The sequence below is a fragment of the Fervidobacterium pennivorans genome, from assembly GCF_001644665.1.
Taxonomy (GTDB): Bacteria; Thermotogota; Thermotogae; order Thermotogales; family Fervidobacteriaceae; genus Fervidobacterium; species Fervidobacterium ngatamarikiense.
Window position 1 is genome coordinate 1,969,773 of the sequence record NZ_CP011393.1, and the last position, 12,088, is coordinate 1,981,860.

At 39.3% G+C, this 12,088-nt stretch carries 11 protein-coding genes; all 11 read right to left on the bottom strand.

From position 1 onward, the window contains the following. Positions 1 to 7: 7 nt before the first annotated feature. Genes JM64_RS09265 through pheT form a run of 11 tightly spaced genes read right to left on the bottom strand, consistent with a single transcriptional unit; the run spans position 8 to position 12,075 of the window. Entirely contained in the window at positions 8 to 1,498 is a 1,491-nt protein-coding gene (locus tag JM64_RS09265; protein ID WP_064012362.1) for a M50 family metallopeptidase, read from the bottom strand. Beyond that, positions 1,495 to 2,625, bottom strand: coding sequence for a 1-deoxy-D-xylulose-5-phosphate reductoisomerase (locus JM64_RS09270; protein WP_064012363.1), 1,131 nt, complete (start codon positions 2,623 to 2,625; stop codon positions 1,495 to 1,497). The genes JM64_RS09265 and JM64_RS09270 overlap by 4 nt, the downstream gene beginning before the upstream one ends. Further along, positions 2,604 to 3,224, bottom strand: coding sequence for a thiamine diphosphokinase (locus JM64_RS09275; RefSeq protein WP_064012364.1), 621 nt, complete (start codon positions 3,222 to 3,224; stop codon positions 2,604 to 2,606). The genes JM64_RS09270 and JM64_RS09275 overlap by 22 nt, the downstream gene beginning before the upstream one ends. Positions 3,225 to 3,266: 42 nt before the next feature. Next, complete coding sequence (locus tag JM64_RS09280; protein WP_082868383.1) at positions 3,267 to 3,710, bottom strand: SRPBCC family protein; 444 nt, start codon at positions 3,708 to 3,710, stop codon at positions 3,267 to 3,269. Positions 3,711 to 3,738: 28 nt separating this feature from the next. Then, on the bottom strand, positions 3,739 to 4,620 hold the full coding sequence (locus JM64_RS09285; protein ID WP_064012365.1) for a deoxyribonuclease IV: 882 nt from the start codon (positions 4,618 to 4,620) through the stop codon (positions 3,739 to 3,741). A 4-nt stretch (positions 4,621 to 4,624) separates the two neighbouring features. Further along, complete coding sequence (locus tag JM64_RS09290; RefSeq protein ID WP_064012366.1) at positions 4,625 to 5,116, bottom strand: GNAT family N-acetyltransferase; 492 nt, start codon at positions 5,114 to 5,116, stop codon at positions 4,625 to 4,627. A gap of 30 nt (positions 5,117 to 5,146) precedes the next feature. After that, complete coding sequence (locus JM64_RS09295) at positions 5,147 to 6,886, bottom strand: ABC-F family ATP-binding cassette domain-containing protein (protein WP_064012367.1); 1,740 nt, start codon at positions 6,884 to 6,886, stop codon at positions 5,147 to 5,149. Beyond that, positions 6,883 to 7,971, bottom strand: coding sequence for an acyltransferase family protein (locus tag JM64_RS09300; RefSeq protein ID WP_064012368.1), 1,089 nt, complete (start codon positions 7,969 to 7,971; stop codon positions 6,883 to 6,885). Before JM64_RS09300 ends, JM64_RS09295 begins: the two co-directional genes overlap by 4 nt. A gap of 33 nt (positions 7,972 to 8,004) precedes the next feature. Then, on the bottom strand, positions 8,005 to 8,886 hold the full coding sequence (locus tag JM64_RS09305) for a DMT family transporter (protein WP_064012369.1): 882 nt from the start codon (positions 8,884 to 8,886) through the stop codon (positions 8,005 to 8,007). A gap of 24 nt (positions 8,887 to 8,910) precedes the next feature. Further along, on the bottom strand, positions 8,911 to 9,693 hold the full coding sequence (locus JM64_RS09310) for a SagB/ThcOx family dehydrogenase (RefSeq protein WP_064012370.1): 783 nt from the start codon (positions 9,691 to 9,693) through the stop codon (positions 8,911 to 8,913). Between the two features lie 39 nt (positions 9,694 to 9,732). Then, complete coding sequence (gene pheT, locus JM64_RS09315) at positions 9,733 to 12,075, bottom strand: phenylalanine--tRNA ligase subunit beta (RefSeq protein WP_064012371.1); 2,343 nt, start codon at positions 12,073 to 12,075, stop codon at positions 9,733 to 9,735. Positions 12,076 to 12,088 lie beyond the last annotated feature (13 nt).

The following is a 12,088-nucleotide window of genomic DNA, read 5'->3' on the forward strand; positions in this document are numbered from 1 at the left end:
TTTTCAATCATCTCACAAAGAATCTACTTATGTCGACGAAGGTCATAAAGAACAGGAATCCTAGGAGCAAGAAGAAACCAATTGTATGTATAAGGTTTTCAACGTTTCTGTTTATCTTCTTTCTTGATATCATCTCAACGAGCGCAAATATAATCCTGCCACCGTCTAAAGCCGGAAGTGGGAAAAGATTGAATATACCTAAGTTTATTGTTATCACCGCAACGACTATTAGCACTGTCTCCAAACCAAATTGCACAGCTTGTCCAATGACTTGAACAACGCCAACAGGTCCCGAAACATCCTGAATGTTTCTGCCTACAAAAACCCCAGGTAACGTTTTCCAAATGTACAATGCTAGTCTGTTGCTTCGGGCTATTGCTACAAAAATAGCTTCAAAACCTCGAGGTTTCATTTTAGGTGCTTTCATTTCAAATACTCCGGGAATAGAAAGAACACTTAGAAGTTTTTCTTTCGAAATTGTGATTTCCTTTTGAGTACCGTTTTTTGAAATATAACTAATTTTTACTTTAGCTGGTAAAGGTCTTATAACCTGTTCAACTTCATTCCCTTTGATTCGAAGATAAATCTCATCAGATTTTAGACCCAACGCTGTTACTATATCCATCAAATCCGTTGTTGACTCAACTTTCATACCTTCAACCTCAGATAACGTATCACCTTTTGAAAATATCTCATTATCCTTGGCAAATACATTAGAAAACTGGCCATAGTAAATCCCTATTGCATATCTTTGCGGAATTTCTGATACGTTATCTATCAATCCTTTTAGTTCTCCTAATTCCGATTTTATTGTCACATACTCCTTTGTATACCTTTCCATATATCTCTCAAAAGAAATGTTGTTGACACTTTCCACTTTACCTCCTATATTCCCCTTAACATCCTTCAAGTACAAGAAGTATTCTTTTTGAGTAAGTACCGGTGTCACTCTTGCAGTTATTCGAGCGTCTTTTCTAAGCACTTCAAGTGTTAGTGGTTTACCTTTTCGTATAATGCTGGTCATATCCATCGTATCGAAAACATACTTTCCGTTGAGTTTTAAAACTATATCGTTTGCTTGAAGTCCTGCCTGTTCGGCTGGTGAACCAGGGAGGACTTTATCTATTATTATCGGAGTGTATCCCCATATGGAAATTATCAATACAAATAGCAAATAACCTGCCAAAATCGAAAAGACAGGTCCCGCAAGCACAATTAAAAATCGCTTCCATGCTGCAACTCCGTAAAGTGAATCAGGGTCCTCTTGTTCTTGAGGGTCTTCACCCTTTAGTCTGACGTATCCACCAAGCGGGAAAACATTTATTCTGAAATCTGTCTTTTTCCCTTTCTTTCTGTAAATCGCCGGTCCAAAACCGATTGCAAACTCATGAACTTTAACACCAAACAGTACTGCAAAAAGATAATGACCAAACTCGTGAACAACTACGATAAAGATGAAAACTAAAATGAAAGCGATGATATTAACAAGCAAGCTCATTTCCGAACCTCCCTTTCGATGAATTCTTTAGCGTAACTTTTTGCTAATTCGTCAGTTTTGTAGACATCTTCTATAGACGTAATGATTATGTTTTGGGAATCTATGTACTCTATCGTTTCTCTAACTACCGTTTCAATACCTTTGAATGATATTTTTCCATCAAGAAACGCGTTAACTGCTAACTCATCAGCTGCATTCAGTGCAATTCTCCATGGCAAATCGTCTTTTCTTTTTAACATATCCAATCCGTAGAAGAAAAGTGGATAACGTTCGCGCTCTACATCAGACAATTGAAGGTCAAATTCTAAAACATCAGCTACAGGCGAATGATACTTCCTTTCGGGGTAAGTAAGCGCGTAAGCAATGGGTATTCGCATATCAGGCTTACCTGCATGGATTTTTATAACCCCGTCCTTAAGAAAGACTATTCCGTGGATGAAGCTTGAACGGTTGATTTTTACCTCTATTCTGTCATAATCCAAATCAAAAAGCTCGTGCGCTTCAATTACTTCAAAAAGTTTGTTCACCATCGTTGATGAATCGACAGTTATCCTACCACCCATGCTCCATGTCGGATGTTTCAAAATGTCCGATGGCTTCAGGTCCGCTATGTATTTGAGAGGAACGTCCCTAACCGCGCCTCCCGAAGCGGTTATAAGTATTTTCTCAATGTGAGGTTCGTAAAGCTGGAATATCGCTGAGTGTTCGCTATCAACAGGGATAATCTCAACATCTTTTTCCTTGGCTACCTTCTTAACGAAAGGACCTGCACAAACTAAAGCTTCTTTCGTTGCAAGTGCTATTCTCTTTGCGTATTGCAAGGCAATAATTGTTGCTTTAACACCTTCAAATCCAGGAATTGCACAAACCACTATATCAGGAACCACTTCTTCCAACAATTGTTGCGTATTCTCAAAGCGCTTTCCAAACCCTACATCTTTATTTGAAACGTAGTAATCTATTTTTAAATCTTCCATTATCTTTCGTGCCTGTTCTATGTTTGAACCAAACGAAATGCCAACAACTTTGAAACCCTCAAGTTGTTTTATAACATCGACCGTTTGCGTTCCTATTGAACCCGTAGCACCCAATATTACGACCTTTTTTATAGTGGCTTTTTCTTCCAACGCACGAACACCACCTTACCGTTTTTCACTTCTATCTTCACAAAGTCACTTAAAGCAACATTACTGACACCTATTGGAGCTGTTATATCCATACTTCCGCTGAATTGATATTTGAACCCTTCTATCGAAAATTCGGCATGACACAAAGGTATAAGGGACCAAATCTCACCGGGGACAGCTTTCAGGGTTTGCGTCCCTTTCTTGCCCGCTTTGATAACGCCGACCTCACACTTATCAGATATCGCTATCACATTGTCGTATTTACTCATTAAACCTATCATTGCAAGTATCATATCAATCCTTTCGCCTTGCCAGTTTAGTATTTCAACTTCCGTTGCTCCGTGTTTGAAAACGTAATTCAGTGCGAGCTCAAGGTCGGTTTCGTCTTTCTCTGTAGGATATGTGCAAATCTTAACTCCTTTTGTTTCGAAATACTCGAGCGTATCATCCGAAACTGAATCCATATCTCCGATAACCACATGAGGAATTATCCTTCTTATTCTTAATTCCTCAGCACCACCATCAACTGCGACAACGAGTTCACCAGTTATATACATTGTACCATTCGACTTTCCGTTAAGAATTATAGAGGCTCTCATTCACATACCCCCTATCTTATATACCTCAACACTTCTCAATGCTCATATAAGTATAAGCCCTTTTTCTATGTAAACTTTTGCAAGTAACAGCATTTGACCCCAACCATATGCACACGCATACCTTATGTGTAGCTCTCCTTCATCTTTCACAAACGTTCTATCTTTCACTGTCACTATCGTTTCATCCTCATCCGTTGGTTGAAACGTCATCTCCACAAAAGAACGATAACCATCCTCGTATTCATACCACCAAAAGGAAAAAAGGCGCTTGTGAATCACACTAACTATCCTACCTGTGTCCGTAACGACCTGACCATCGGTGAGCCTGAACCAACGAAAGTATATCTCACCACTGTCCTCGTATATTTTCATTCCATCTGTAAACCATGGATCCCAACCATTGGGGTTATAGAATGTCCTCCACACAACGTCGATGGGTGCTTTGAACCTTTCGTGAAACTCCATTTCATCATTCGAAAAGGACATCTAAAACGACACCTCGACTTTCTTTTGATTAACTTATCAGCAATCTATTTACCAATTTTTCCCATATCGCCTTAACCTTTGCTATATCTTCTGCGTGTTCCGGATTGTCACCTGGAGTTTCCAAAATCAGTGGTAGTGAGTTGAACACTGGATTGGACAAAAATACTTCGAGCTTTTCTCCGATTTTTCCATTTCCTATATTCTCATGTCTGTCTTTTTGAGAACCAAGTTCGTTCTTGGTATCGTTAAGATGGACAAACTTAAGTCTTTTTATTCCCACTTCCCGTTCAATTTCTGCAAGCAGTTGCTTTATGCCATCATCTGTTGTAACATCGTATCCTGCGTCATAGCCGTGGCATGTATCAAACGTCAAGCCTATTCTGTCTTCGTATTTGCACAGACTTATTATTTCCCTCATTTGTGCGTAGTTGTATCCTATGTTTCCACCTTTCTTAACAACGTTTTCCAACAGTATATAAACGTTCTTTTCTTTTTCCATAACTATATTCAAAGCTTTTGCAACTCTTTCTATACCTTCCCTCTCACCAAGTCCCAGATGACTTCCAGGATGTATGTTCAAATACTTAATTCCGAGTCTTGCACATATCTTCGCTTCCGTGATGAGTAATGTAACAGACTTTTCCCAAATATCTTCCTTAGGGCTTGCTATGTTAACAAGATAGCCAGCGTGACACATGAAATTCTCTGGGTTCAGATTGTACTTTTTAACGTCTCTTAAGAAGTGGACCACATCATCATCAGATGGCAGCTTCGCGTTCCACTGACGTGGATTGTGTGGGAAAATCTGGAACGCATTCCCTCCTATTTCCACGGTCTCTTTTGGAACTCTTGCAAAACCTCCACCTATAGGCATGTGCGCACCAATTATCAATTCTCTTTTGCTACTCATACTTTCACCTTCTAAACTCTTCGTTATTTTTCCAATCTTCTTCCATCAAGCCCATTACAATTATATCCCAATACCTTCCATCGTGGTATTTTGCTTCTTTGAGAATACCTTCTTTTTTAAACCCCGAACTTTCAAGTAACCTCAGTGAACGTTCGTTATACTCGTAAACCTCGGCTGTGATTCTATGTAGATTTAACTCTTTGAAAGCAAACTCTAAGGCTTTTCTTAGCATAAGCTTTCCAATACCCTTACCTCGGTATTGTGGAGCTACATAAAATGTGATATACGCATTTCTGTTTATGACTCTCAAATCAAACTCAACAAATCCGATTTTCTCGTTGTCACCATCAGCTTTTTCAGAGAAAAATACCAATGTAACTGGTTCTGCTCTCGTTATTCTCCTTTCGGAGAAGTACTTTACATCTTCGCCGCTTAACTCAACCACAAAAGTACTACCAATATGAAATTTTAATTCTTCACCCTTTGGGTTGTTCATGATTGGAACTCCTCCTAACCGTCTAATGTTCTAATCTTCTATGTTCTCGAATTCCTTTATCTTATTCTCGATTTCTTCGAAAGTTTCCATTACTCTTAGCAATTCCTCTTCCAATTTTTCTTTCTCACCCATTAATTCCATCAATTTAACGTAATCTTGTTCTTTGTGCATGCGATTTTCTAAATCACTTATCATGTATGTTATCTCGTTTTCTCTTTCTTTTAGTTCTTCCAGTTGTTTTTTCCAGCTCTTCAACTGATTTCTCAATCTCTTTTTCTCTTCGAAGTCCACGTTTTTTTCTTTTTCAACCTTTTTCTTTTCTTTGGAAAAGAATATCGGCTCGTTAGATTCCAACAGTTCCCCATTTTTGATGGTAAAAAACCTATTGCACACATTTCTAATCAACTCGAGGTCGTGGGAAACCAACAGAACCGCCCCTTTATATTCTTTAAGTGCCGATTCAAGCGCTTCAACCGTTTCCAAATCCATATGGTTTGTTGGCTCGTCCAGAATGAGCATATTCGGCTTTCTTAGCAAGACCTTTGCAAGAGCTAGTATCTGTCTTTCTCCACCACTCAAATCTGCAATTGTTTTAAAAACATCTTCTCCGCGAAATCCAAATCTGCCTGCGTAAGCTCTGATAACGTAGTCTGGTTTATCTGGTATTTCTTCGAAGAGCTCATCGAAAACAGTGTTTTCTAAATCCAGTTGGTCAACAAATTGTTCAAGGTAAACTGCTTTTACGTTGTATCCGAACGTTATTTGACCAGTGTAATTGGTTTGCCCATTGATAATTTTTAATAGTGTCGTTTTTCCAGAACCATTAGGTCCAACAATCGCTATCTTATCTCCTTGATATACTGTGAACGAGACGTTTTTCAGCAAACCGTTCCAAGAAACATTCTTAACTTCCAAAACAACGTAACCTGTATTGTCTGGTTCAGGTATACTTATGGTCTTCTCCTCTTCTTCCAAATACATGTTGGGCATATTTTCCAATTCTTCAAGCATTTTCTCGAGCATTTTTTCTTTACTTTTTGCTTGCTTTGTGAATTTTTCCCTACCCCATTTTTTATACCTATCTATTATCGTTCTCAGTCTTTCGATTTCACGTTGTATATTAACAAGTTGTCTTCTTTGGGTTTCAATAATCCTTTGTCTTTCCAAATGGTAGCTGTCAAAATCCATATCAAAAACCCAGATGCGTTCGTTGTTTATCTCCCAAAATTTCTCACAGGTGTTTCTGAGAAAATCCCTATCGTGTGAAATAATTATATATCCTCCGCGAAAGCTTCTCAGCAGTTCTTTCAAAAACTCAATACTTTCTATATCCAAGAAATTGGTTGGCTCATCTAAAAGAAGAAAATCGGGGTCTTCTACAAATAGTCTTCCTAACTGCAGTTTCGTTCTCTCTCCTCCACTAAACGTTGAAATATCCCTTTCCCAGTCCTCTTCGGGAAACCCTAATCCTTTCAATATGCTCCTCACCTGCTTTTGTTTTTCTGGAGTATCTGCCACCTTCATGTAGTATCCATAAGGAGTTCTTGCTTCAAATGTTCTGTACTGGTCCATGTAAAGTACTTTTCCCTGGACCGTTATTTCACCATGATAATCGTTGAAAATTCCAGCTATCGCTTTCAACAGCGTACTCTTTCCACTGCCATTTTTTCCCATCAACCCTATTCTATCTCTCGCTAGAACGGTTACGTTGAAATTGGAAAAAAGCGTCTTTTCAGGGAATGCTATGGTTAGATTCTTTATCGTTATCATTTCCGGGAACTCCTCTCTTTTTCTAGCCATTTCAAGAACGAGTCTGGTTGCGTTAAAAGTAGTTTGATGGGCTTTGGCAAAAGAACCATTAATAACACCATTACTCCAAACGTTAAAGCAAAAGCAATATACCAGTACGCTCGCAACGTTTCTTCAGTAACAGCAAAGCCTAAAGCCGTTGTAACCAAGATGGTCAAACCTCCAACTAAGATATGGTAACCAAAAGCAAATATCGCATTATCTGAGAAAAGCCTTGGAATGCCAAGTACATACTTTGCAAAGAATCTTCGTAGTAAGCTATTAGCATTTTTTGAAATGTTTACGAAGCGCTCAATAATTATTCCAACTGAGAAAAAGCACATTGCTGTTCCAATTTCACCAAAGAATGTTAAGAGTGGGTTTGTACCATAATAATCTATATTCCACGACGTCGCATCGACATACAAAGCAACTAGCATCCACGTTATCAAACCAACAGAACCGATTAGCCCGTTGAACTTTTCGAGTGTTGTTCTTCTCTTTTTTGCAAGGTTTCCTAAATAAAACATGTAAAGTCCAGAAAATGCCACATCAATTTTGAAAGGAAGTGCACCTGGATAAAAAAATCGCAATAATATCCCCACAGCTATTGCATATGGGAGTATATGAAGTTTTCGAAAAGTTATGAGCATGAATTCAGCTACAAAAAGGAAAACTAAATACCATAACGGCACAATCGGAAGAGGTATCTTATCAAGCAAATCTGTCCGAACAAGCAAGAAATTTTTCAGATAAGTCAAATTATCAGCTTTTCTAAAAGCTTCTGGAACAAGTAAAATCCAAAGAATATAGCTAATCAGTCCAATGTAATAATACGAAATAAGTAATGTTATGCGTTTAGCGAAAAAATCTTTAAAACTCATATCTTTCATTAGATAACCTGTCAAAAATGGAAAGACAACTATGACATACGAAACAAATCCAAATAACTTCCACGGAATCTGAGAATGTGCAAGAATAACCATTATTAATGCCAAACCGCGGGCGTAATCAACCCATAATTCACGATTTTTATTGGTATTCAAATTTTCGACACTCTTCGTCACCTTGCCATCCTCCTGTTTCTTCCTTGCAGAAATTCAACCATCTTGCCTCTCATTTAAATTCAAAACGCCAAGGATTATTGAAGCCACCATCAGTAAACCACCTACAATTTGCGAATTGGTCAGGTGTTCTTTTAGAATGAGAACCGACAAAACCATTGCAAATAACGGTTCTCCAACAAAGATGAGAGCGGACACATTACTACCAACAACCTTTTGATACTTCGCCTGAATTATTATCGCAACAATTGTGGCTGTTATCGCTGTAAAAGTAGCAACAAAGATTGCAGTCACGGAAAAACTCCATTTGTTACCGTTGCCATGGTAGAACACATTGAAGAGTGTGTTCAGTAGTGCTACTGTGAAGAACTGGGGAGTTAGCAACGAATATTCATTAACTTGCCGTGAAAATTTGGTTATTAACACGACGTGGAGCGCATACATAATTCCGCATATTGTTGTGAGAAAATCTCCAAAATTGTATCCACTAATTCCTCCACTCAGTAAATACATACCAATAAGTGCTCCAAGAAAGCCTAAAACTTGTAGTTTTCTCACCTTTTCTAACTCTATGATGTAAGAAAAGAACGGGACGATAACTATGTATAATGAAGTAATAAACCCGCTTTTCGTGGACGTTGTTATTGTTAACCCCCATGTCTGAGTAGCGTAAGCAATAGCCATCACTACGCCGAGCACTGTGCCACGTATCCAATCGGATTTTCCAAAAACGAGTGCCGATAAAAAAGTTGCGATCCAAAATCGGATCGCATTATACAAAAATGGTGAGATTTCTTCATTTAACACAAGTTTTTGTATAGGAAAAGTCAAGCCCCACAAAAATGTGAGCACTAAAAGCCAAAAAATAGCTATGAATTTGTCTTTCAAATTATATTCTTTTACAGTTTCGTTCTTCATACCCGCCTCCTGCTGTCCACATTACTAACTTTTGGCTACCTTTCCAACGGGAGCGAGATAAACAACCATCTCATCTTGGCCATTGACACCAAGGAATCTATCCATGAGCTTCTGAGAATAGGCTGCTATTGCACACGTTCCAGCTTCTATTGCTTCACAAGCAAGGTACAAGTTCTGGCAAACGTGCCCAGCGTCCAAAAGTATTGCCTTGTGAGAAGCAGGACCGTATCGCCATTCTGTCCTGTAGGGTATCGCAGTCCATATAAATACAGCTGCGGCTTGACCAACGAATTCTTGTTCTAATGTTGCGTGTATAATTTCTTCTCTCAGATATCTATCTTTTCTGTGCAAGATTAAACTGTGTTCTAGAGGCAGATATCTGTAGATTGCTTCTTCTAAGCCTTCGACATTTTCAACATATACGTATGTTTCAAACGGATGTCTCGCGCCAGCAGAAGGCACCGTTCTGAACGTAGCTTTAGGTGTTACGTACCTGATTCCTTGTGTAGCCCATAGAAGAAAAGAGAGCTCTACTAACTTAAGTGGTTCGTTTTCGTACTTTCTATGACTTTTTCTGTTTGCAATAGCTTCAAAGAGGGATTTTGTCTTAAATTCGTCAATATTAAAATCTGGAAGATTTATCAAAAACGCATCTTGTGGGAATGGTTTTTCAAAAGGGGGCATCTCTACCCCTTTTCTTTGGTCGCTTGTGTAATTTTCCAAAACTTCCCAATTTGATTTTAGAAATTCTCTACCTATGGAGATGATTTTATCAAACTCATTTTGGTCTTTCGGACTGAAATTCATCAGCTTCCCCCCTTTCCCTTGTTCAGTTCACCAATTCTGTTAAAATCTTGGATTGATACCACATTCTTTCTTAATCCTTTCCTTTATATCTTCAAGTGCAAGGTCCACTTCTTCATCACTCAGTGTCCTTTCCGGATGTCTGAACTTTGCGTAAATTGTGACACTGTAGAACTCATCGCCAACTTTTCTGTAAATGTCGTCTATACCCACCTCTTCAACAAGTGGGTTGTCCTTGTAAATCTTTAGTAGATTCTCAATCTCATATCCGATGGGGATTAGATAAGACACGTCTCTACGCACATACGGGAACTGCGGTAACGGTTGGTAAGTTTTCCCTGCATCCGATGAATAGATGGTCTCAAGATAAATCTCGCCAGCGTAGATTTCGTCTTTGACGTCGTAGAGCTTGTCTGCAAGCTCAGGGTCTAAAAGACCTACAAAACCAATTAATTGTCCTTTGTGGTAGATTCCTGCTGTCGCAGTGGGAACAAAGCCTTTCTTCTCAATCTTTCCAAAAGTAACTTCCAATCCAAATTGCTCGAAGAGTTCTTCCAAGACTCCTTTCATTGTGTAAAACGACACAGTTCTTTTGTCAGTGTAGTCCTTAACCGATTCTCTGCCTGTTGCAACAAAACCAAGAACCTCTTGCTCGTGAGGTTTGCCATCAACGATAGAAAACACCTTTCCAACTTCAAAGAGTCTCACATCTTTCATTTGTCTTTTGTAGTTGTAGGAAAGAGAATCGAGCAACCCGTAAAGAAGAGAGGGTCTCATCGTATCGAAATCGGAAATAATAGGATTGCTTATAGGAACACCTTTGCCGTTGATGTCAAAAATATCTATAACTTTACTTGCAGCGAAAGAAAGTGTATTCGCTTCATTGAACCCCATTGCAGTCATGAGGTTTTTGATTTCAAATCTTCTTTTCTGTTTTTCGCTTCTTCCTTTCTCAGTAGCAACCATTCTCGGAGGTTCCGCATGAAGATGTTCGTATCCATGGATGCGTCCTACCTCTTCCATAACATCCTCTGGGAGAGAAACATCGAAATATCTGAAAGACGGCACGTAAACGTCATAGCCATCCTTCGTTTCTTCTACCTCAAAACCGAGTGGCTCAATGTAGTCACCGATATGTTTCACATCTATACCTAAAACTCTTTTCGTGTAATTCTTTGGAACAAATATTTTCCTTTGCTCTATTTTATGAGGATAGTTATCCACTATTTCTTTTGAAGGTTTGCCGCCGGCGAGTTCCTCGATCAATTGTGAAAGCCTTTCAATAACGAACAACGCGTCGTCAAAATCAACACCTCTTTCAAACCGGTAAGAAGAATCCGAAGAAACCCCCAATTTTCTCGATGCTTTTCTTATCCTGACCGGGTCAAACATCGCAACCTCTAGCAAGACATCTGTTGTGTTGCTTGATATACCGGATTCTTCTCCACCCATGATACCACCAAGTGCGAGAAGCTTTTCACCGTCAGTGATAAGTACCTCACCGCCAGAAAATTCATAAGTCTTGCCATCGAGTAATAGCATCTTTTCGCCAGGTCTCGCATCACGAACCACTATCTTCCCGTTCAATTTTGCAAGGTCAAAAGCATGTACTGGATGCCCTGTTTCAAGCATCACATAGTTTGTTATGTCAACAATGTTGTTTATAGGTCTGATTCCAGATGCAATTAACCTTTTTTGCATCCATAGAGGGCTCGGACCTACCTTAACGTTTCTGATTACCCGCGCCGTATATCTCCAGCATCCATCGGTCTCGATGTATACCTCGACTTTATCGTTCCCCTCTGCGTGTTTTACGCTTGGGATAGGAAAGTGAGGTTTTCGTTTTAACCCGGCAGATAATTCTCTTGTAACACCAAAATACGATAGCACATCGGGACGGTTCGGGGTAATCTCCATCTCAAAATACCAGTCATTTAAATCGAGCATTTTGATAACGTCTGCACCAAGTGGAAGTTCTTCATCCGTCATATAGACATGTTCACTTTTTTGTTCAAGTCCGAGCTCTTCCAAAGAACACATCATTCCCTGAGACGGAACCCCACGCATTACCCTTTCCTGGATTTCTACACCATTTGCAAGCCTTGCTCCTTGGAGTGCTACAAAAACGTACTTTCCTTCTTGAACTGAAAGGTCTGCGGTTAATATTGTTTTATACTCGTTACCTATGTTCACTTTGCAGACCACCAATTTATCAGCTTGAGGGTGCTTCTCAACATTCTCAATGCGCCCGACAATTATCGGACCACGGAGCGGGAAAACAGGACCTTCTTCTCCAATGTCAAACCCGAGTTTTGGTAGATACTCTGAGACTTCCTCTTTGCTAACATCGACATATTGATTAAGCCATTCCAAAGAAATCCTCACAAAAGGCACCTCC

Coding starts and splice junctions, on each gene's coding strand:
- JM64_RS09265 (WP_064012362.1), bottom strand. CDS start 1,498: ATGAGCTTGCTTGTTAATATCATCGCTTTCATTTTAGTTTTCATCTTT.
- JM64_RS09275 (WP_064012364.1), bottom strand. CDS start 3,224: ATGAGAGCCTCTATAATTCTTAACGGAAAGTCGAATGGTACAATGTAT.
- JM64_RS09280 (WP_082868383.1), bottom strand. CDS start 3,710: ATGTCCTTTTCGAATGATGAAATGGAGTTTCACGAAAGGTTCAAAGCA.
- JM64_RS09285 (WP_064012365.1), bottom strand. CDS start 4,620: ATGAGTAGCAAAAGAGAATTGATAATTGGTGCGCACATGCCTATAGGT.
- JM64_RS09290 (WP_064012366.1), bottom strand. CDS start 5,116: ATGAACAACCCAAAGGGTGAAGAATTAAAATTTCATATTGGTAGTACT.
- JM64_RS09295 (WP_064012367.1), bottom strand. CDS start 6,886: ATGATAACGATAAAGAATCTAACCATAGCATTCCCTGAAAAGACGCTT.
- JM64_RS09305 (WP_064012369.1), bottom strand. CDS start 8,886: ATGAAGAACGAAACTGTAAAAGAATATAATTTGAAAGACAAATTCATA.
- JM64_RS09310 (WP_064012370.1), bottom strand. CDS start 9,693: ATGAATTTCAGTCCGAAAGACCAAAATGAGTTTGATAAAATCATCTCC.